Source organism: Radiobacillus deserti, assembly GCF_007301515.1.
GTDB classification, from domain to species: domain Bacteria; phylum Bacillota; class Bacilli; order Bacillales; family Amphibacillaceae; genus Radiobacillus; species Radiobacillus deserti.
The window spans coordinates 3,250,771-3,270,530 of the sequence record NZ_CP041666.1 but is presented as its reverse complement, the minus strand read 5'-3'; the positions used below and the strand labels follow the sequence as shown (position 1 = coordinate 3,270,530).

Annotated in this window: 21 protein-coding genes, 4 pseudogenes and 1 riboswitch; of the genes and pseudogenes, 18 read left to right on the top strand and 7 right to left on the bottom strand. The window is 36.3% G+C overall.

Annotated elements, in window-relative coordinates; all coding sequences use genetic code 11:
- Positions 1-4: 4 nt before the first annotated feature.
- The 6 genes and pseudogenes from FN924_RS19470 to tnpA all read left to right on the top strand — a co-directional run bounded on the left by FN924_RS19470 (position 5) and on the right by tnpA (position 3,519).
- Complete coding sequence (locus tag FN924_RS19470) at positions 5-457, top strand: helix-turn-helix transcriptional regulator (RefSeq protein WP_267129002.1); 453 nt, start codon at positions 5-7, stop codon at positions 455-457.
- 98 nt (positions 458-555) lie between these two features.
- A pseudogene (locus FN924_RS17210) lies at positions 556-867 on the top strand (VOC family protein); the annotation flags it as partial.
- A 59-nt stretch (positions 868-926) separates the two neighbouring features.
- Positions 927-1,010 (top strand): annotated as a pseudogene (locus tag FN924_RS19790) (TnsA endonuclease N-terminal domain-containing protein); the annotation flags it as partial.
- Positions 1,011-1,141: 131 nt separating this feature from the next.
- A complete protein-coding gene (locus FN924_RS17200; RefSeq protein WP_143896612.1) occupies positions 1,142-1,507 on the top strand; it encodes an ArsR/SmtB family transcription factor in 366 nt (121 codons plus the stop codon).
- Between the two features lie 161 nt (positions 1,508-1,668).
- A complete protein-coding gene (locus FN924_RS17195; protein ID WP_228409672.1) occupies positions 1,669-2,394 on the top strand; it encodes an SDR family NAD(P)-dependent oxidoreductase in 726 nt (241 codons plus the stop codon).
- A gap of 676 nt (positions 2,395-3,070) precedes the next feature.
- Positions 3,071-3,519: pseudogene (tnpA, locus tag FN924_RS17190) on the top strand (IS200/IS605 family transposase).
- Between the two features lie 332 nt (positions 3,520-3,851).
- Here tnpA and FN924_RS17185 read toward each other — a convergent pair.
- Positions 3,852-4,208: a winged helix-turn-helix transcriptional regulator gene (locus FN924_RS17185; protein ID WP_143896608.1), complete on the bottom strand. Its 357-nt coding sequence runs from the start codon at positions 4,206-4,208 to the stop codon at positions 3,852-3,854.
- 168 nt (positions 4,209-4,376) lie between these two features.
- On the opposite strand from FN924_RS17185, the gene FN924_RS17180 reads away from it, so the two are divergent.
- Both FN924_RS17180 and FN924_RS17175 read left to right on the top strand, forming a co-directional pair.
- Entirely contained in the window at positions 4,377-5,123 is a 747-nt protein-coding gene (locus FN924_RS17180; RefSeq protein ID WP_143896606.1) for an SDR family NAD(P)-dependent oxidoreductase, read from the top strand.
- Positions 5,124-5,162: 39 nt separating this feature from the next.
- Positions 5,163-5,531 (top strand): antibiotic biosynthesis monooxygenase family protein, encoded by a 369-nt coding sequence (locus tag FN924_RS17175; RefSeq protein ID WP_143896605.1) that lies wholly within the window; start codon positions 5,163-5,165, stop codon positions 5,529-5,531.
- Positions 5,532-5,946: 415 nt separating this feature from the next.
- Here FN924_RS17175 and FN924_RS17170 read toward each other — a convergent pair whose 3' ends face one another.
- The gene (locus FN924_RS17170) at positions 5,947-7,131 is read right to left on the bottom strand and encodes an MFS transporter (protein WP_158634054.1); all 1,185 of its coding nucleotides are present in this window, start codon (positions 7,129-7,131) and stop codon (positions 5,947-5,949) included.
- A 102-nt stretch (positions 7,132-7,233) separates the two neighbouring features.
- On the opposite strand from FN924_RS17170, the gene FN924_RS17165 reads away from it, so the two are divergent.
- From FN924_RS17165 to FN924_RS17150, 4 genes and pseudogenes are all read left to right on the top strand, one after another.
- Positions 7,234-7,758, top strand: a complete 525-nt coding sequence (locus tag FN924_RS17165) for a CGNR zinc finger domain-containing protein (protein ID WP_143896600.1) — start codon at positions 7,234-7,236, stop codon at positions 7,756-7,758.
- Positions 7,759-7,953: 195 nt separating this feature from the next.
- Positions 7,954-8,382 (top strand): annotated as a pseudogene (locus tag FN924_RS17160) (NUDIX hydrolase).
- Positions 8,383-8,768: 386 nt separating this feature from the next.
- The gene (locus FN924_RS17155; RefSeq protein WP_143896598.1) at positions 8,769-9,209 is read left to right on the top strand and encodes a carboxymuconolactone decarboxylase family protein; all 441 of its coding nucleotides are present in this window, start codon (positions 8,769-8,771) and stop codon (positions 9,207-9,209) included.
- A gap of 199 nt (positions 9,210-9,408) precedes the next feature.
- Positions 9,409-9,882: a GNAT family N-acetyltransferase gene (locus tag FN924_RS17150; RefSeq protein WP_143897274.1), complete on the top strand. Its 474-nt coding sequence runs from the start codon at positions 9,409-9,411 to the stop codon at positions 9,880-9,882.
- Between the two features lie 249 nt (positions 9,883-10,131).
- Here the strand turns inward: FN924_RS17150 and cydS are convergent, their stop codons facing one another.
- From cydS to FN924_RS17135, 4 genes are all read right to left on the bottom strand, one after another.
- On the bottom strand, positions 10,132-10,233 hold the full coding sequence (cydS, locus tag FN924_RS19925; RefSeq protein WP_407691997.1) for a cytochrome bd oxidase small subunit CydS family protein: 102 nt from the start codon (positions 10,231-10,233) through the stop codon (positions 10,132-10,134).
- A 16-nt stretch (positions 10,234-10,249) separates the two neighbouring features.
- A complete protein-coding gene (locus FN924_RS17145; protein WP_143896596.1) occupies positions 10,250-11,263 on the bottom strand; it encodes a cytochrome d ubiquinol oxidase subunit II in 1,014 nt (337 codons plus the stop codon).
- A complete protein-coding gene (locus FN924_RS17140) occupies positions 11,253-12,602 on the bottom strand; it encodes a cytochrome ubiquinol oxidase subunit I (RefSeq protein ID WP_143896594.1) in 1,350 nt (449 codons plus the stop codon). Before FN924_RS17140 ends, FN924_RS17145 begins: the two co-directional genes overlap by 11 nt.
- Positions 12,603-13,001: 399 nt before the next feature.
- A complete protein-coding gene (locus FN924_RS17135) occupies positions 13,002-13,337 on the bottom strand; it encodes an ArsR/SmtB family transcription factor (RefSeq protein ID WP_143896592.1) in 336 nt (111 codons plus the stop codon).
- Positions 13,338-13,526: 189 nt separating this feature from the next.
- Here FN924_RS17135 and FN924_RS17130 point away from each other — a divergent pair, with 189 nt between their 5' ends.
- The gene (locus tag FN924_RS17130; protein ID WP_143896590.1) at positions 13,527-14,489 is read left to right on the top strand and encodes a cation diffusion facilitator family transporter; all 963 of its coding nucleotides are present in this window, start codon (positions 13,527-13,529) and stop codon (positions 14,487-14,489) included.
- Between the two features lie 39 nt (positions 14,490-14,528).
- Here the strand turns inward: FN924_RS17130 and FN924_RS17125 are convergent, their stop codons facing one another.
- A complete protein-coding gene (locus FN924_RS17125) occupies positions 14,529-16,274 on the bottom strand; it encodes a PLP-dependent aspartate aminotransferase family protein (protein ID WP_143896588.1) in 1,746 nt (581 codons plus the stop codon).
- Positions 16,275-16,402: 128 nt separating this feature from the next.
- Positions 16,403-16,509: riboswitch (SAM riboswitch) on the bottom strand.
- A gap of 193 nt (positions 16,510-16,702) precedes the next feature.
- Here FN924_RS17125 and FN924_RS17120 point away from each other — a divergent pair.
- The 5 genes from FN924_RS17120 (at position 16,703) to FN924_RS17100 (ending at position 19,719) form a co-directional block, all read left to right on the top strand.
- The gene (locus FN924_RS17120) at positions 16,703-17,278 is read left to right on the top strand and encodes a hypothetical protein (protein WP_228409496.1); all 576 of its coding nucleotides are present in this window, start codon (positions 16,703-16,705) and stop codon (positions 17,276-17,278) included.
- A 146-nt stretch (positions 17,279-17,424) separates the two neighbouring features.
- Positions 17,425-17,748: a PadR family transcriptional regulator gene (locus FN924_RS17115; RefSeq protein ID WP_143896584.1), complete on the top strand. Its 324-nt coding sequence runs from the start codon at positions 17,425-17,427 to the stop codon at positions 17,746-17,748.
- The gene (locus FN924_RS17110; RefSeq protein WP_143896582.1) at positions 17,741-18,289 is read left to right on the top strand and encodes an HAAS signaling domain-containing protein; all 549 of its coding nucleotides are present in this window, start codon (positions 17,741-17,743) and stop codon (positions 18,287-18,289) included. The genes FN924_RS17115 and FN924_RS17110 overlap by 8 nt, the downstream gene beginning before the upstream one ends.
- Before the next feature lies 1 nt (position 18,290).
- Positions 18,291-19,139: a DUF4097 family beta strand repeat-containing protein gene (locus FN924_RS17105; protein WP_143896580.1), complete on the top strand. Its 849-nt coding sequence runs from the start codon at positions 18,291-18,293 to the stop codon at positions 19,137-19,139.
- A gap of 19 nt (positions 19,140-19,158) precedes the next feature.
- The gene (locus tag FN924_RS17100) at positions 19,159-19,719 is read left to right on the top strand and encodes a GNAT family N-acetyltransferase (protein WP_143896578.1); all 561 of its coding nucleotides are present in this window, start codon (positions 19,159-19,161) and stop codon (positions 19,717-19,719) included.
- Positions 19,720-19,760 lie beyond the last annotated feature (41 nt).

Below are 19,760 nucleotides of genomic sequence, written 5' to 3'. Positions count from 1 at the left end.
TGGATTGACGTATTGGAAGGGAAAATGGTATGTCATCTCCTATTGCCATTTACGCCGTAATATTCGCAGCTTTCGAGTGGATCGCATTCAATCCCTATCCATCACAGATACTATATTTAAAAAGCTAGAAAATTTTTCAACTCGTCAGTCTTTCCTTCAAAATCTTTTACCTGATTGGGGAAATCAAAATCAACTACTGACGGTTTGCATTCAAGGTACTCCGCATGCCATTAATGATCTATGTGATCATTGGTTATTTGGGCACGCTATTGTGGAACGATCAAAAGATCGAGTTTATTTTAAACTTGATGAAAGTGCCATTTCGACTTATGTTCCTCATTTTTTGCTTCTTTATAGAACAACGGTGGATGTTTTAGAACCTACTTTCTTAAAGGAAAAATTAGTTGACGCTGTTTCAAAATTACTCCATCATCACCAAAAATCTGAACTTGACTGACCGCAATTGTCAGTAAAGTTGTTTTATAGTAAGACAAGGTCGTCATATAAGGGAATGAATGGCGATTAAACAATATTATTCTTTGGAAGGTGATGAAATTGAAACTACTGCAAATTAGACTTTTGGTCACAGACTTTAGAAAAAGCGTTTCGTTTTACAAAAACCAGCTTGAATTGCCAATTAGCCTGTATGAGGAAGATATGGAGTATGCCTTATTTGACACGGGAGAAACCAAAATTGAACTTTTACCTCTAAACACGATGGCTGTAGGAGTCGGTGAGAAAAATAGGCCTGTGGAGGCGGAAACACAATCATCTTTCTTGTTTCAGTTTAAGGTGGAAGATGTCGATAAGGCATACAAGCATCTTTGCGAAAAGGAAATTACGCATGTGAACGAGCCTCATGATCGTTTGTAAAAAAGTTGCATCGTTTCGTCCCTTTGGATATGATTGTCTACAAGGGTGTTTTTGTGGCGAAAAGAAAAAGAACATCTAGAATCGATAAGTGGATTAAAGAAGGTAGAGGAACTGGCAGTGGGGCAGATTATAAGCCATGACTAAACATTCAAGATGTTCACTCCCTTGCCTATCTGTATGAAGAAGAAGATTGACCTTGAATAAGAATTGTTTTATAATTACCTCATAATGTCGAAATGATTAAACGGTTCATGTTTGGAGGATTAGAATGCTTGATAATATTGATAATGATTTACTTCTAAAGAAAAAAGAATCCTTTTATAATGTACTCCAAGATTGTACGGAGATTTTTAAGGCACTAGCTGATCCAGTTAGGCAGGATATTCTACTGATGTTTATGGTATTTAAGCGTCTTAACGTAACACAAATAGTTGAACAGTCGCCTATGTCCAGACCAACTATTTCTCATCATCTTAAAATAATGAAAATGGCTGGCATTCTTGATTCGAGAAAAGAAGCCACGGAAGTATATTATTGGTTAACAGCTGGTGAATCCATTGAGAAGTTTAAAAAAATCATTGCCGCAATTGAAGAAATTGACAACCATCCAGATAAGGAAAATGTCAGCATATAAAGAGAAACAAAATATTACTTTTTCACGTTCAGTTAAATAGTTGAGGAAGTATTATTTTTTCACTAAATGTCTAAGAGTTTAAACATTTGAATATAGGGAGGAAATATTAAATGATTAGTTATGAAAAAAAGACAGCTTTAATAACTGGAGCTTCATGAGGAATAGGGGAGGTATTCGCACATGAACTTGCAAAAAAGGGTTGTAACCTCGTTTTAATTGCTCGTTCAAAAGATAAACTAGATTGTTTATCTAGTAAACTGGAGTTAAAGTATCGGATAAAAGCTATAAGTTTACCTATGGATTTGACTGATAGCAATGCCTCGAAATTAATATGGAGCGAGGTGAAAACAAGAGGTATTGATATCGATATACTTGTGAATAATGCAGGTGCAGGCACATTGGAATCTTTTAGTCAAATCAATCCATCGCGGATATTAAATGAAATTCAGCTAAATATTACTTCATTAACGGAACTGACACGTTTATTTCTTGATCCTATGATCAAAAAGGAAAATGGCATTATTATTAATGTAGCTTCTATGACAGCATTTCAACCGACTCCTTACATGGCGGTTTATGGAGCTTCTAAATCCTATGTATTATCTTTCACACAAGCGTTATGGGCAGAAAACAGGGGGAAGGGTATAAGAATATTAGCCCTATGTCCTGGTGAAACAAAAAGCTCTTTTCATACCTCATCGGGCTCAGACCATTTAAAGGGAAATAGAATGGAACCAATTGAAGTAGTGAAAGCTGCTTTTAGAGGAATAGAAAAAGGAAATAGTTATCAAATTGCCGGTAAATCAAACTACATTATGTCCTTATTTTCTCGGCTGCTCCCTCGAAAAATGGTTCTAAACATAGCTGCTAACATGTTTAAGAAGTAAGCCAGTATATTGCGGATTTGTCTATAAAAGAAATCAGTGACATTAAGTATAAGGTTTCTAGAAACGATTTTACATAATTGACGCGGTTGTTTATGATAATGTTATTGAAGTTCAGCGGCAAAAAATGATCAAACTTTTTTATGAAAATTGTGTCATAGCTTCACAAAGGGAGAATTCGTTTTGATCAATCTTTTTTCAAAATTAGTTCTTTTTATCTAACTAAAAGGTGGGTTTGTGAGACATTTTTAATCAAACTATATTCCAAAGCTACATGTGTTGGATAACAATTAAGTTGTATACTGACCACATTATGTACTATGTGTAAGAAAAATAAATAAGAAGCTGAGGCAAGTTTTTAATAATTACCTCAGCTTTTTATATTAAATTTCTTCTGTTGTGAATTTTAATATAATTTGTCACAATCTTGAACATAATTTGTCATAGAATTCTAATATATAAATGTCATAGATCAGTAGCAATAAAGATATTTCTTTTAGAATAAAGTTGATCCACAATCGGCCAGGTTGTGGATTAACTCTTTTTATTTACGTCTTTTAAAACCACAGGCTATGCCTGTGTGAAAATAACACTTATAGAGTGGTAACAAAAAACTCCTCTCGATATAATAGAATTTGGCCCCAAACCGAATTCTAAACACGAGAGGAGCTTAAGACATATGTCTAATGACAATAGTTTATCACACACAAGATGGAATTGTAAGTATCACATTGTATTCATACCAAAGTATAGAAGAAAAATCTTTGGAAAACTGAGAAGAGACATAGGAGCGATATTGAGAAGGTTATGCGAAATGAAAGATGTTGAAATCATCGAAGCACACGCAATGCCTGATCATATTCATATGTTAGTGAGAATACCACCTAAGATGTCTGTATCTTACTTTATGGGTTATCTCAAAGGAAAAAGTCCATTAATGATACATGATAGACATGGCAATTTAAAATATAATCATGGAAATCGTACTTTTTGGGCAAAGGGATATTATGTAAGTACAGTAGGATTAAATCAAAAAACGGTAACAAAATATATTCGTGAGCAAAAAACAGAGGATCGATTACGAGACATATGAGTAAGCGCGAATACGTAGATTCATTCAAAAAATAAGGAGAAAGATAAACGGTTGGCGGTCACTTGAGGGGCCACTTTAGTGTTTAAGTTGGTAAAGTGCCCTTATAGGGCGAAATTAAAACCACCGGTTCTACCGGCGGATACTTACTACGTAGTAGACATACTGCGCAACAAATGCATTTCATTTATTGAAAGAATATACTATAAAGTAAAGAGATTTTGTCAGTGATAGGTTTTCAACAATTGGGCCATTTAACGGAATAAATTACTACTCTAATGGCGGAACTTTAAAATAGTTGCCTCCTGACCTCATCCCAGTGTAACAAAAAACACCTTACATAAAAGGTGTTAAAAAGGTGTATTCCTTATTAAGAAGCCTCTTCTGGTGGTACGATTTCGAATTCACCTTCTGCATACTCTTGCTCCGCATAATGGCTTCCCCATAGACAGAACTCCTGCAAGATAGGTTTAAGAGATTCTCCAAGTTCAGTGGGTGAATATTCAACCTTCGGCGGTACTTGATTATACATCTTTCTGTTCACAAGTCCACTGGCTTCAAGATCTTTAAGTGTTTGAATCAGCATTTTCTGAGTTATATTTGGGATAATGCGCTTTAATTCACTTGTTCTCTTTGGTCCGCTCATTAAAAAGTATAATACAAGGCCTTTCCATTTTCCGCCAATAACTTCCATTGTTACTTCAAAACCGCAACTAAATTTTTTCATGTATAAACCCCTTCATTCCACATTTATTACTTTTTAGTTACTATATCACAAAAAAGTGGGTACTTGCAATAAAGTGATTACTGATGGACACTATATCTTGTAAGATGTTTTTCAAGTACTTAAAGGTACTAGACATAAAACAAAATTAACTCTAAAGGAGTGTTAAGTATGGATAAATTTGAAGGTGAAATAGCGCTTGTAACGGGCGGAACAAGTGGCATTGGTCTTGCTACAGCACAAAAGTTTGTAAACGAAGGTGCATATGTTTATATCACAGGACGCAGAGAAAACGAACTTGATAAAGCTGTTAACCAAATTGGCAAGAACGTAACCGGTGTTCAAGGGGATATTTCTAAGCTTGAGGACTTAGACAAACTATATGACATTATAAAACAGGAAAAAGGTAAGTTGGACATTCTTTTTGCTAATGCAGGCGTCGGCAGCTTTCTTCCATTAGGTGAAATTACTGAAGAGCAGGTTGATAGAACGTTCGACATTAACGTTAAAGGAACGATTTTTACTGTTCAAAAAGCGTTATCACTATTCCCGAACAAAGGAGGTTCCATTATTGTAACGGGGTCTACTGCTGGATCAATTGGCAACCCAGCATTCAGTGTATATGGAGCATCTAAAGCAGCACTAAGAACTCTAGTTCGCGACTGGATTCTTGACCTAAAAGGAACTGGAATCCGTGTAAATGTGGTTAGCCCAGGAGTTATTCATACACCTGCCTACAATGAGCTTTTTGGTGATGCACTTGAAGGAGTACTTGAAAATACAAGAAATACTGTTCCAGCCGAAAAAGTTGGGACACCTGAAGAAGTAGCAAACGTTGTATCTTTCCTTGCTTCAGACGAAAGTAGCTACTTGACGGGAGCTGAATTGTACGTAGATGGGGGACAAGCACAGGTTTAATTTAACAGCGCAGAAATTACAAATGGGTGCATTTTACTGATGACTAGCAATACTAATCAAGTTATTCTAAACATTCGTTTCAAAGTTAAACTAAGTAAAAAGGAAATCTTTCGGAATTCACTTTATTCACTTGTTGAAGTGATGTCGAAAAAATCTACATTTATAAATGATATTATAAGTGATGATATTGAAAAGCCGGATGATCTTGTAATTCATGAAATCTGGCAAGGTACAAAAGACAGTTGGTTACAGGAAGAATTGCCAAAGCCTTATCGAAAAAAACATGAGGAAATTCTTGGTGATCTACTTGAGGATAGAATTGTAAGTTATTTAACCCCAAAAGGAGAATGGGGAAGTAATTTAACGAATGTCAGTCGCAAATTTAAAAATGGCTTCATCGTCAATTAATTTTCAATTACTTTGCTAAACAGCAGATAACTCCATGGGGATAAGTCTGTTAAAATCCCTCTTGTCTATATGCACTATATGAAGGTAGAACTTTGTTCAGCAAAAGGGGCATTTGTTGAATAAGTAAGGTGAGCAATAGTTCTATTTGCTGCGTAGTACAACCATACTGTAACGAAATATATTTTTTAATGCGATCACTTGTAAAGTGATTGCATTTTACGTATTTGACCTATACTGCGCAACAATCATATCCAAAAAGTTGGAAAAAACGACCAAATAATCGCTCACTTCTGGTATGATTTTGGTATAGAAATTTATGATATTGTGAAGTGTTGATCTTAAACTAAAGGGTCATTTAATTGAACAACGATATTGCCCTTGTAAACGCTTTTTAAAGTAAATTAACTCCAGTAACTTATGCTTTTATTGAATCCTTTTTAAAAGTAATCACTTTTTTGCTTTTAAGTAGTGATCTCAAAGTAAAAAAACCAATTGTACCAATCGACGAGAAAATAAACCAGGGGATAAGAGAGTTTGGAAACCTTTGAAGCAAAAGGACTCCTGAATAATTCCCTATTGTGGCTCCTATTGCAAATGATAAATCAAAGAACCCGTAGAAAGTTGCATGGTATCTTTTCTCAATAAAATCCCCGATAGCAATATCGGAAGAGGGCAAGACGAAAGTTTCCCCAATGGTAAAAATGATGACGCAGAAGAGAACCCAGTAGGAATTTGAGTATATGCCCATAAAGAACAATGAAGTTATCATAGTGATCTTGCCAGTAATCAACAAAGTATAATGTGAAGTTCGGATAAAATGATTTTTAAAAAAGTACATTAAAATTAATCCAGTTAATGCATTAATTGTTATGACTAGAGAAACGAAGCCCTCGTTATTTGTCAGGTTATAAATGTGGAGTGGAATTCCCACGGTTAACTGAGCAAACATAAACCAAAAGAAGGTCATTGATAAACAGAATAAAAGGAAACTCTTGTTTCGAGCAACTTGCTTAAATCCCTTAATAAATGAAACGGTGTCTTGTCGCTCCTCCTTATTGCCGTTGCTAAGTGTTATGAATTGAACAATATATAACATGAAGAAAATGGATGCACTGATCAGAAACGGTACTCTCGGATCCATTAACAAAAGAACCCCGCCCAATAACGGACCAATTATTGCACCTCCATTTAGAGCTAAATTTAAATAAATAAAATGTTTTTTACGCAAATCTATATTTTTTTCTTTTGAGAAGTAGGCTAAAGCAGAGGGTTCATAAAATGCAGCGCCAACTCCAATAAAAAAAGCGGATAAAGATACACTGAGAAAATTGTAGGAAAAAGCAAGTGCGGTAAAACCAAGTCCCCTTAATATGAGCCCTATTCCCATTGCTCTCTTGAAACCATATTTATCACCAATACTACCGGTGATAAAAGGCAACAATCGTGATGATAATGTCAATATTGATAGAACTGTACCAGACTCTACAGTGGACAAATGTAAAACATTGGATAAGTAAACAGCAAGGAATGAAAAAACTGCAAATCCGGCAAAGTTTAATAAAAAAGCAGAAGATAGTGTAACTTTAATATCCTTGGTCATTATTTTTCCCCCTTCATTTTGTAACCTTCTATTTGTTTTGGAGGTTACATACATTATATGGTATAATTTTACTGATGACAACTTGATTTAAGGGGGAATTCCATGAATGAAAATATTGAAACAGTTCTCTCCTTTTTAAACACTTGGGAGATTTCTAACAGGGATAGAGTCCCATTTGAGAATTTATCTACTCCCCAAGCACTTCAACAGTTTATACAAACCCATCTAGGGTTAACCAATAGTATTGATTCTTTAGATGAGGTCCGAAATTTTAGAAATGATCTAAGGAGTAGCATACAAACAGATTTGGAAGAGATGATAAATGAATGGTTGATAGTCAGAAAAATAGTACCAAGAGTCTCACATGCTATGGGAAAGTTCAAGTTGGGTTTTTCTGCTCCATCTAAAGAAAGTGTAATTGATCAGGTGTTAATCGCAACATTAGAAACGATCCAGGATGGGGACATCAACAGAATTAAAAGCTGTCCTGATTGCAAATATTTCTTCTTTGACAAATCGAAGAGCAATACTAAAAAATGGTGTAGCATGAATAAAAACAGTCCGACGGGTAGAGCTTGTGGGACAATCGCGAAAGTAAGAAGGCATCGAGAAAAAAACAAAAAGTAGATATTTAAAGAGCAAAGAAGCAATAAGGAACAATATGTTTAATTCAATAATCAAGGAAAAAAGTTCACTTTAACGGTCTTTAGATTTTTCTTTATTCCGTTATAGGGCAGGATTGTTGAAGAAGGGGTTTCTTATAATACAAAGAAAAATTATTAAAAAAGCAATGTAAGGGGTTAATTAAATATGTAAAAATGTATGCAAAAATGGTATGGGTCTTCAGGTGTATGTATCAACGAAAATGGTCAATTACTTATGGTATTACAAGGAAAGCCAGAAGAAGTAAAATCTTGGTCAGTTCCATCAGGGGGACAAGAAAAAGATGAAACTTTTGAAGATGTTGCGTTAGGGAAATCAAAGAAGAAACAGGATATGTTGCAGAAATAGTTGGTAAAATAAAGGTAAAGAAGGGTATTTATGACGAAATCAACATTTCTTTTGAGGTACACTATTTCTTGGTGAAAATTGTTGGTGGGGAAAGAAAAATTCAAGACCCTGATAATTTAATTTATGATATTGCTTGGAAAAACATAGACGAATTAAAGGAACTTAGTTTTAAGTTTTCCTGAAGATAGAGACTTTTTAATTGACTGCATAAAAAGCAATTATAGTCATAATTCTTATTAAAGTAACGGGTGCTAATGTTGAACAAGAAAAAAGGAAAAACAACAGATCTAGTTGCTACGCAGTACAACCATACTAGTAATTAAACAAACATATGAGGCGGTCAACTTTTAGGGGGATCGTTTTTTTGTATTAGACTTATACTGCGCAGAAAATATTTTTGAAACCCCAAACCTTACTTCCTCTGGTATGATTTTTGTATAGAAAATTCCGACATTGTGAAGTGTTGACCTTAAAGTAACTGGCAGGTTAATGAATAAAAACTAAGGCACAGGTTTATCCGAACTCCGACCTATCAAATATATATTTCATTAGCACCAAACCTTGTGATTAGCCATATATGTTCTCAATATTTTATAATTAATTTATAAATGGAAAGGAGTGGAAAAATGAAAAGATTAGACTATTACAATTTAGCCCCAGATGGAATGGAAATTATGATGCAAATGGAGAAATACACTAAGAAATCTTCCGTCAACAGAAAAATTAGAGAACTTATTAAAATAAGGGTTTCTCAAATAAATGGGTGTGCATACTGCTTGAATATGCACACATCCGATGCACGAAAAATGGGTGAAACTGAAAAACGAATTTACTGTTTAACTACTTGGCATGAATGTGATTTCTATTCACCTGAAGAGAAAGTTGCTCTCGAACTATCTGAACATATTACTCTAATCCCTACTAAAAGAGTTCCAGAAGAACTATATAAACGAGTAAGGGAACATTACAATGAGAAACAATATATTGACCTTGTTCTTATTACTAATCAAATCAATAGTTGGAATAGAATTTCTATTGCAATGGGAAATACAGTAACTGAAGACTAAATTACTCAACATGCCTGTAATGAAACAACAGTTTAAAAGGGTAACTTTTTGAAAACTATACTTGAACTAACGGGTGCTTTAGTGCAACAAGGAGTTTGTCTTTTCGACAGCTCCTATTGAATTGAATGGCAGTTTTGTTCAAGAAGAATGGTTTTCAGGACATATTGTCCTATATATATTATCGAAAGGATGTTTAAAAGTGGAAATACGCAATGTGATAAGTTCTGACTATAACGTAATCTCACCTTTGATTAACGAATGGTGGGGTGGAAGGCAAATGTCCGATATGTTGCCTAAGTTATTCTTTGTTCATTTTAATAATACAAGTTTTATTGCTGAAATAGATGGAGAAATTGTTGGCTTTTTAATTGGCTTTCTTTCTCAATCTGATACGGATGTGGCATACATACATTTTGTTGGAGTAAATCCTGAGTACCGTAAAAAACTAATAGGAAAGCAACTCTATAATGAATTTTTCAATGAGGTAATAAAGAATAATAGAAATGTCGTTCGTGCTGTAACTTCACCAGTAAATAAGGTCTCAATTGCTTATCATACCAAGATGGGATTTAATATTGATAATGGTGACAAAGTAGTTGATGGGGTGTCTGTTTTTTCCGATTACGATGGTCCAAATCAAGATAGGGTATTGTTTGTTAAGAGGATAGATTAAAACTTTATTCTTATTGTGCTAACGGGTGCTAATGTTGAACAAGAAAAAAGGAAAAACAACAGATCTAGTTGCTACGCAGTACAAATATACGGTTCATTAGGGTAATAAAGGACAATCACCATAAAAGTGGTGCTCGTCCTTGTTCAAGCGATAGTTGAAGTTGCTATAAAAATCGGGACTTAAGATGTAAATTTAGACAAGACAAAAGCACCCCAATTATTAGTCTATGTCCAACAATTAGGGTGTAGTTCATTTATTTATCACGTTATCCTTCGTAATGATCCAAAACGAAAGAAATATTGCAATTCCAACAATGATAAATGGAGCATAAAAAATAAGAAAGGATTCCATCTGTTTTTTTGCCTCCTTACCGCTTACCTTGTACATAGTTTTTATTTAAAATAAACAAACGGAATAGTAAATAAAGCGATGGAATTAATAAACAGAGCCCTGCGATAAACGCAATAATTAAGGATATTGCCGTTGCTTCATTCGTGAAACTGTTGTACACCGTAATAAATGGATATAACAGATACGGATAATGCGAAATTCCATAGCCGAAAAAGGCGAAAAAGAATTGACCGAATAGTAATAGTACGGCTATTCCGTAATACTTGCGTTCACTAATAAGAAGAACGGTACCTAAAAACAAAAGTACTGAAATGCCAAACATCCACCAATAGTCCAGTAGCTGTTCATATCGTTCTAGGTTATGTCCCTTCATTTCTATTAAGATTCCAAATGCCGTAATAATCGTTGGTCCAGACCATATCAGTGCGTATTTTCTCATTAAGGCTGCTGCTTGCTCATCCTTTGCTTCTTTTGCGTACCACGTTAGGAATACAGCTGATATGTACAGGACAGCGGATAAGCTAAGCACCACAATACTCCAAGTGAGTGGACTGGAAAATAACGTCCAATATTCAAGTGCTAAGTTTCCATTTCCTTCTGTTATAAAACCACCTTCCGATATCGTGAACACAATGGAAAGCGAAGCTGGGATTAGTAATCCTGTTAGCCCGTACAAATACGTATATCGGTTATGCTTCAATTTCCCATACGTCGCAAAGGCATAGTAGGATCCTCTGATTGCTAACAACACAATTGCTAGACTAACTGGAACAAGTAGAACGGTTCCATAGTAGTAAGCTGTTTGCGGATAGAAGCCGACCATTCCTACAAAAAAGAAAACGAGAAAGACATTCGTTACTTCCCAAACAGGAGACAGATAACGCTGAATGATTTTCGTTAAGATATGTTGTTTTCCAACAAGTGTACTATATGCATGAAAGAACCCCGCACCGAAGTCAATAGAAGCAACCATGACGTACCCATATAAAAATAGCCAGAGTACGGAAATTCCAATAACCTCAAGTGACATAGAAACCACCGTCCTTTTCGGAATTGCGATCCTCAATCTCCCGCTCTACAGGGTTTTCACGGAACATTCTGGTGAGAACAATGATACTTCCAATTGCCAGAACAAGGTATAGGATACAAAACAGTAATAACATAAGGTCCACATTTGGATTCGTTGTTGCGGCTTCTTCTGTTCGCATAATTCCTCTTAGAATCCACGGTTGACGTCCTACCTCAGCCATCCACCAACCAGCTTCAATCGCAATCATTGATAATGGACCACCGAGCACGATGAGCCAGTGAAATAACCTTGTCCGAACAAATCCACATTTTCTTGCTATTCCGATGACATAAAGAAGAGAAAGAAGAACCATCCACATGCCAATCGTGACCATAATATCGAACAGGTAATGAATATATAATGGAGGTGTTTCATCTTTCGGAAATTCCTCCAGTCCAGTAACCTCTGCCAAAGGAGTTCCGTGGGCTAGAACACTTAACATATAAGGAATCTCTAGCTCATATTTCACTTCACCATTATCGAGAATCCCGTATAGAATAAGTGATGCTCCTTCTTCCGTTTCAAAATGCCATTCTGCCGCAGCAAGTTTTTCAGGCTGATATTCTGCTAAATATTTTCCGGACAAATCCCCGATTATAGCAGTGGCAATAGAAAAGACTAGTCCAACTTTCATTGTTAAAAAAACGGCTTTTCGATGATAGACATGATTGGAGCCTTTAAGCATACGATAGGCTCCAATAGAAGCTAATATAAACGCAGAGGTCATAAAAGCTGTGGATAGCACATGTGCTACTTTCGTAGGCATTGCTGGATTAAAAATCGCAACAAGTGGTTGAATGTTGACGAGTTCTCCATTTACGATGTCAAAGCCTTGAGGAGCGTTCATAAACGCATTCACTATTGTGATGAAAACTGCGGAAAATGACGCGCCAATTGCTACAGGAACTAAAAGTAACAGGTGCTTTCTTTGATTCTCAAAACGATCCCATGTATATAAATAGATACCTAGAAAAATAGCTTCAAAGAAAAAAGCGAAGGTTTCCATGAATAAAGGAAGCGAGATTACATTCCCGGCCAGCTGCATAAAATTTGGCCAAAGTAAGGATAATTGCAATCCAATCGCAGTTCCTGTGACAACCCCAACAGCAACCGTAATCACAAACCCACGGGCCCACCGACGTGCTAAAAGGATGTAGTGGGAATCTTGTTTAATTATTCCAAGCCATTGCGCTAACATAATCATCAACGGGACGCCGACTCCAATCGTAGCATAGATAATATGAAAGGATAACGTTAATTCTGTTAACACACGGCTAAAAAAGACGGATTCGTTTTCCATACTTCAATCATCCTCTAGTTAAAATATTCGTCCTAATAAAGCTAGTAACATGATAAAAGCAACTATAAAAGATACCCTAATAAGGATTCGCTCTTGCTTTTTATACATGGAATACGCTCCTCGTATATCTCTATAAATTAGAATCAAACTTACATTATTCTATAAAGTCACTACCCTTTATAGAACGATTTAAAAAGTGATTTTGGAAATTAATACATGAAGGGAAAACAGAATGGCCATGCCAAGAATGGGGTGACGTAGAGTCGGCCCCATAAAGAGGCACACGTCATTTTTGCATATTATAAGAATAACCTGTCCAGTCAGTAGGAAGTATATCAGACGTAGGGACGAGAAATGGAAGATAAAAAAGAGAAGCATTACACAGGCGTCACAAATTCTTTAATGGTGTAAGGCGTGATTAATGGATTGCTTTAGAATATCCATGACGTGCTGATCATCATGGGAGTAAAACAAAGTGGTTCCTTCTCGTCTATACTTCACTAAACGAAGATTTTTTAAAAAACGAAGCTGATGGGAAACGGTAGATTGACGAAGATTTAACGTATCTGCCATTTCATTTACAGAGTACTCTTTATGAAATAATAAATGAAGAATCCGAATGCGGGTAGGGTCACTTAAAGCTTTGAACGATTGAGACACAACAAATAAGGTTTCTTCATCTAACTCCTTATATTCCGTATCTTTTGCTTCGTTTTGCTCTGGATGGTTTTCCATGTTTTTCACCTCTTCTTAAGCGGTATGTAATGTATAAAAAAAGCGTATAAAATAATAAAGACCTTGTCAATTTTTGTTTAGTAATAACAACAGGAGCAACTCCATTAAATTTATCAATAATTGTTTTATAGGTATTACATATATGATAATATATGCATATAGTAATGTACGTGAAGGGAGAGTTGGATAATGGGACATGATCACAGTCACGGCCATGACCATACACATGGTGCAAATAAAAAGGCTTTACTCATTAGTTTTATCTTTATCGCAGGCTTCATGATTGTAGAAGTTATTGGAGGATTTTTAACCAATAGTCTAGCTTTATTATCAGATGCCGGACATATGTTCAGTGATGCTGTAGCATTAGGAGTAGGACTGATTGCTTTTATTATCGGAGAAAAAGCGGCAGACTACAGCAAGACATATGGATATAAACGATTTGAAATTTTAGCTGCTTTATTTAATGGAATTACACTTACCTTAATTGCGCTATATATTTTTTATGAGGCGTACCATCGTTTCACAGAACCTCCTGAGGTTGCTTCTGTAGGAATGCTTATCATCGCTATTATTGGGTTACTTGTGAATGTAGTAGTCGCTTGGATTCTTATGCGTGGAGATACGGAAGAAAATTTAAATGTAAGGGCAGCCTTTCTCCATGTTCTTGGAGATATGCTCGGGTCTGTTGGAGCCATTATTGCAGCCATTTTGATTATGGCATTTGGTTGGGGATGGGCAGATCCATTGGCCAGTGTCATCGTTGCACTATTAGTACTAATAAGTGGCTGGCGCGTTACGAAGGATTCTCTCCATGTATTAATGGAGGGAACTCCAAAAAATGTAAACCTGGATGATATTGTAGCAACATTAAACGGTGTACCAGGTCTTTCTAGCATTCATGATTTGCATGTATGGAGTATTACAAGCGGTCAAAATGCATTGTCCTGTCATGCTGTTGTCACTGAAAATATCTCCTTAATAGAGAGCCAAGCCATGTTACGAGATATAGAACACCTTCTGCAACATAAGGGGATTGGCCATATCACGATTCAATTAGAAAATGAAGAACATCCCCACGAGGATTCGATTATGTGTCAAATGGAAGAACAAGAAGGTCATACGCACCATCATCACGGTCACAGTCACTAAATAAGAAGCTTGAGGCAGATGCCTCAAGCTTCTTATTATTTATAGTCCTATTTCTGTAAGCTCTTTAGCTTGATAACCTCTAGCTTTCAATGCTTCTTCATAAATATTTCGGCTTTCCACTACCGTAACCCCGCTTAAATCAGGAGCTTCTGTATTTTGTAATACAGAGGTAGAAGAATTTAGCCATAGAATCTTCGTTTTCAATGATTCAATATCAGAGAAAGATAGTTGGTCTAGTCCAGATTGCGTCACATATACAATATCAATCTCGCTTTCTATGGAAGCTAATGAGTCTAAGTTCGCCCCCGCATGAACGATTTGAAATCCGAATTGCTGCAACTTTAAGGACTCTTGATAAATATCACTAGCTGGATTATCCGTTGATCCTACAAATGCGATAACTTTTTGTCTCGGCTGCCCCGATGAACGGTCAAATGGGGATTGAAGTGCCCATTTTACAACTTGATCCGTTGTTTCTTTTATCGTTTTATTAAATCCGGTAGCTTTCGCAATTGCCTGATCTAAGTCTCGGATAATATCCTCAGGAGATTCTAGTCCGATTGAAAGTCTTACCAATTCCTCTGTTACACCACTTTGCTTAAGACTATCCTCATTTAGCTGTTGATGTGTCGTAGAAGCAGGGTGAATAATCAGTGATTTTGCATCCCCAACATTTGCCACATGGGAGAAAAGCTGAATAGAATCAATTAGTTTCCGGCCTGCTTCTCTTCCTCCTTTAATTCCGAAAATAACAATGGACCCGTAATGTCCATTTAAATATTTATGTGCTAATTCATGCGAAGGGTGCTCCTTCACCCCTGGGTAAGTGACCCATTCTACAGCTGGGTGATTAGATAAGTATTCCACAACCTTCTGCGCATGTTCATTATGTTTTTGAACTCGGAGATTTAACGTTTCTAATCCTTGTAAAAATATAAACGCATTTTGAGGACTTAAACATGCCCCAATATCTCGCAGTAATTGAACTCTTAGTTTAATAGAAAAAGCAGCGGGACCAATATCCTGTGCATATCGTAATCCATTATAGCTTTCATCTGGTTCCGTAAATTCCGGGAATTTAGGATTGTTCCAATCAAACTTCCCTCCGTCTACGACTACGCCTCCAATTGCCGTTCCGTGCCCACCAATCCATTTTGTTGCGGAATGAACGACAATGTCTGCTCCCCATGATAGAGGCTTTGCGAGGTAAGGGGTGGCAAAAGTATTATCTACAATCAACGGAATGCCATGCTCATGTGCAATGGCGGCGACATTTTCAACATCCAAAATTTGCAAACTCGGATTTGTAATGATTTCTCCGTAAATGGCTTTTGTTTTATCTGTGATCGCTTTTCGATAATTCTCTGGGTCTGACCCATCTACAAACTTCACTGTAATACCGTATTTGGGTAATGTTTTTTGGAACAAATTAAAGGTGCCTCCGTACAAATTACTATCTGCAACAATTTCATCTCCAGCATTTGCAATATTTAAAATAGATAAGGTAATCGCTGCAGCACCAGAAGATGTAGCGACAGCCCCGATTCCATCTTCTAATAACGCAATTCGACGCTCAAACGCATCTACTGTGGGGTTCATAATTCTGGAATAAATGTTCCCTGGCTCTGCTAATGCGAATAAGTTTTGGGCATGCTCTGTGTCTCGAAAAACATAAGATGTTGTTTGATAAATGGGAACAGCTCTAGATCCAGTAGTTGGATCTGGCTCTTGACCTCCGTGAAGTAATAGTGTTTCAATTCCTTGTTGATAAAAAGATTTTACCATGCATATTCCTCCTAATATTTTTTCTAGGATCTTATGAAATGTGCCACAAGGTTCATGAAGGGTGGAGAGGGAAAAGATATAAAAACACCCTCTTCCGTAAGAAGAGGGTGGTGTAATACATTTTCCTCCTCTTATCTTTCAGATCATGGACCTGTAGGAATTGGCACCTTTTCAATATGACTTGATGGTTGCCGGGCTTCATCGGGCCTAGTCCCTCCGCCTCTCTGGATAAGAGATATTCGATTAATCTAACTTTGTAATGGATTATAATTCAATAGTTGGAAATAGTCAATCCTATTTTTTGAAAATTTTAAACTTTTAGTTCGGAAGCTTAATTTAAAAAAGTCTTATTGATAATTGTAGGATTAAATGTATGATAGATATATAGTTATGGAAAAGAATAAATGATTGATAGGATCGGAAGGGGTTTGGTCGCTATTAAAAAGATTTATTTACTTTTTACAGATACAGGGACATTACTAAACAAGACAATAAATCTCTGCACGAGATCGACGCTAAACCACTGTTCCATTTCCTTTGATAAAGGGTTAACTGAACTATACAGCTTTGGAAGAAAAAATCCGAGGAATCCGTTTAACGCAGGTTTTGTTCGAGAGAATGTAGAGACAGAGCTTTTTCAACGGTCAACCTGTGCAGTGTATAGTTATTCCGTAACAGATCAAGAGCTTTTTATCATGAAGCGTCGAATCAAATATATGGAGTCCATGCAACAATACTATCGGTATAATCTGTTAGGGTTATTTACGGTGATTATGAACAGAGAATGGAATCGAGAAAATAAATACTTTTGTTCTCAGTTTGTTGCCATACTTCTAAAAGAGAGTGGAGTCATTGATTTGGAAAAACCAGTTTGTTTAGTTCGTCCGCAGGACTTATTGAATCTTCATCAACTAGAACTAATCTATAGAGGAAAGCTTAATGCGTATCCCCATCTCCTTGAAACAAAGCCATTGGTTGGAAACTTCGAGCGAGCGTTGGGTTAATAGCTTGATTTTTATCAAGCTTATTATTTTTTATTTAGTACCTTGTATTATTCAATAGTGTGTATTATACTCTTCTCAAGAGTATTATTTTTTTCCATAACTATTGTATATTAATCACTAGTGGATAAAAGGTAGGAGCTGAAAAAATGAATGTGCAATTTAAGAAGGGTGTTTTGGAGCTCTGTGTCCTAGTCTTAATCTCAGAAAAGGATCAATACGGATATGAACTAGCTCAGAATATTTCCAAACGAATAGATGTAGCCGAAGGAACTTTATATCCTTTGCTTAGACGATTAACAAAAGAAAATTATTTTACGACTTATTTGTCAGAATCAACGGAAGGACCATCGCGTAAATATTATTCCTTAACAGAAGCGGGGCGTGATTATATGCAATCCTTAATTAAGGAATGGAACGTGTTTAGCAGTGCGGTAAATGGACTAATCAAGGAGGCAGAGAAAAGTGAATAAGGAAACATTTCTACGGGAGTTGGATCTTCAATTAGACAAAATTCCTAAAGATGATCGAATGGAGCTTATATACGATTTTATAGAACATTTTGAAAATGGTGAGCAAGAAGGGAAATCAGAAGAAGAAATTTCAGCAGAACTTGGAAATCCTAAATGGATTGCAAGAGATATGCTAATGGAATATCGACTTACACAAGCACAAACGGATAAGTCAGTGAGAAATATATCAAGAGTAATTCTTGCGACAATTAGCTTGAGTTTTTTTAATTTAATTCTTGTAGTCGGACCAGTTGCAGCAATTGTAGCGGTATATCTAGGTTTAGCTGTATCCTCTATTGCACTTATGTTTATACCGATTGTCTGGTTTGTTGCAAATATTGGGTATGCAGATTCTTTTCTACAGCCGTTTTTTGTTACGCTCACCGTTTCAAGTTTCGGAGTGTTGTTTGGGATTGGGATGCTTTATGTTGGGAAAGGTCTCTACTTTCTTATCTTAAAATATGTGAAATATAACATTCGAATTGTAAAGGGGGAACGTTAAGATGAAAAAAGTTGCGCTTATAGCTGCGGTGCTATTTGTTTTAGGTTTAGTTGGCGTGTTTACCACGTATGCTACTGGTGATCATTTTCTAACAGGCGGGGATAATACAGATATTTCAGAAACAAAGTCATTTGACTCCGGAAGCGTGGAGCGTGTAAATGTGAATGTAGATGTTGGAGAAGTAATTGTATCTAAGAGTCAGACAGATCAGATAGAGGTACGAGTCCAAACAAAAAAACTTCGAAAAGAACACGTCGAATATTCCATGAAACAAACGGATGATACAATCGATGTTATTTTTGATAAATCAGATGCTCCATGGTATGCCTATCCCATTTTCTCATTCCAAGATCGTGGTTCCATTGTAGAGGTTAAGCTTCCTGATAAGGAATTTAAATCGATTACAATGGAGTCAAATGTAGGAGAAGTACGAATAAGTAATATTAAGACGAAAGAACTTATCGCATATAGTGATGTTGGAGATATGACTATCAACCAAGTGGTGGCAGCTAAGAGCACGTTGCATACAGATGTTGGAGAAATCGAAGTCAATGCTGGTACAGGTGCTTTTTCGATAGAATCTGATACTGGGGAAGTGAGCTTAGAGCTAGATTCATTCGTGGATGATGTTAAAATTAATTCCAATGTAGGAGAGATATCTGTATCTCTTCGAAATGAGCCAGAGAATTTTACTTTCGATTTAGCTAGTGATGTGGGTGAAGTTTCGGTAAACGGTTTTTCTAGTATTCCAAAATCCTCCGGGAAGAGTTATTATGTAGAGCAAGGTAATGGAAATCCGATCCTACAAGTTAAAACAGATGTAGGAGAAATTGAAATAGAAAAGGATTAGATAAGGGAGGTTGGTTTGAATGAATCCGCTACTGAGAGAGTTTCCGACATCCTTTTATACAGAAAGGCTACTGATTCGAATGCCACGTCCAGGAGATGGGAAGCAGGTATATGAAGCGATACAAGCATCCAGACATGAACTGAAACAATGGTTACCATTTGCAAATAAAGAACAAACGGAAGAGGATGTAGAAACAAATATTAGAGAATCCCACATTCGGTTTTTGAAAAGAGAGGATTTGCGTCTTCTAGTCTTTGATCGGGAAACTGGGGACTTTATTGCATCATCCGGTCTGCACCGAATCGACTGGTCTGTTCCAAAATTCGAAATCGGCTATTGGATTGATGCTAGAAAAAGTGGAAAAGGCTACATGACGGAAGCAGTAGAAGGAATTGCCAGTTTCGCATTTGACACACTTGGAGCGCGGAGGGTTGAAATCCGCTGCGACCGATTGAATGAAAAAAGTCGAGCTATTCCAGAACGGCTAGGCTTTGAATTAGAAGCTACACTTAAAAACGATGATGTATCAATGGACGGACAGACATTAAGGGATACATGTATATATGCAAAAATACAATAAATACATTGAAAAATCTGACTCGAAAAATGGAGTCAGATTTT

Excerpts from the sequence above, each read along its gene's own strand:
- FN924_RS17200 (WP_143896612.1), top strand. The coding sequence starts at position 1,142 with ATGCTTGATAATATTGATAATGATTTACTTCTAAAGAAAAAAGAATCC.
- FN924_RS17185 (WP_143896608.1), bottom strand. The coding sequence starts at position 4,208 with ATGAAAAAATTTAGTTGCGGTTTTGAAGTAACAATGGAAGTTATTGGC.
- FN924_RS17180 (WP_143896606.1), top strand. The coding sequence starts at position 4,377 with ATGGATAAATTTGAAGGTGAAATAGCGCTTGTAACGGGCGGAACAAGT.
- FN924_RS17175 (WP_143896605.1), top strand. The coding sequence starts at position 5,163 with ATGACTAGCAATACTAATCAAGTTATTCTAAACATTCGTTTCAAAGTT.
- FN924_RS17170 (WP_158634054.1), bottom strand. The coding sequence starts at position 7,131 with ATGACCAAGGATATTAAAGTTACACTATCTTCTGCTTTTTTATTAAAC.
- FN924_RS17165 (WP_143896600.1), top strand. The coding sequence starts at position 7,234 with ATGAATGAAAATATTGAAACAGTTCTCTCCTTTTTAAACACTTGGGAG.
- FN924_RS17155 (WP_143896598.1), top strand. The coding sequence starts at position 8,769 with ATGAAAAGATTAGACTATTACAATTTAGCCCCAGATGGAATGGAAATT.
- cydS (WP_407691997.1), bottom strand. The coding sequence starts at position 10,233 with ATGGAATCCTTTCTTATTTTTTATGCTCCATTTATCATTGTTGGAATT.
- FN924_RS17145 (WP_143896596.1), bottom strand. The coding sequence starts at position 11,263 with ATGTCACTTGAGGTTATTGGAATTTCCGTACTCTGGCTATTTTTATAT.
- FN924_RS17140 (WP_143896594.1), bottom strand. The coding sequence starts at position 12,602 with ATGGAAAACGAATCCGTCTTTTTTAGCCGTGTGTTAACAGAATTAACG.
- FN924_RS17135 (WP_143896592.1), bottom strand. The coding sequence starts at position 13,337 with ATGGAAAACCATCCAGAGCAAAACGAAGCAAAAGATACGGAATATAAG.
- FN924_RS17130 (WP_143896590.1), top strand. The coding sequence starts at position 13,527 with ATGGGACATGATCACAGTCACGGCCATGACCATACACATGGTGCAAAT.
- FN924_RS17125 (WP_143896588.1), bottom strand. The coding sequence starts at position 16,274 with ATGGTAAAATCTTTTTATCAACAAGGAATTGAAACACTATTACTTCAC.
- FN924_RS17115 (WP_143896584.1), top strand. The coding sequence starts at position 17,425 with ATGAATGTGCAATTTAAGAAGGGTGTTTTGGAGCTCTGTGTCCTAGTC.
- FN924_RS17105 (WP_143896580.1), top strand. The coding sequence starts at position 18,291 with ATGAAAAAAGTTGCGCTTATAGCTGCGGTGCTATTTGTTTTAGGTTTA.
- FN924_RS17100 (WP_143896578.1), top strand. The coding sequence starts at position 19,159 with ATGAATCCGCTACTGAGAGAGTTTCCGACATCCTTTTATACAGAAAGG.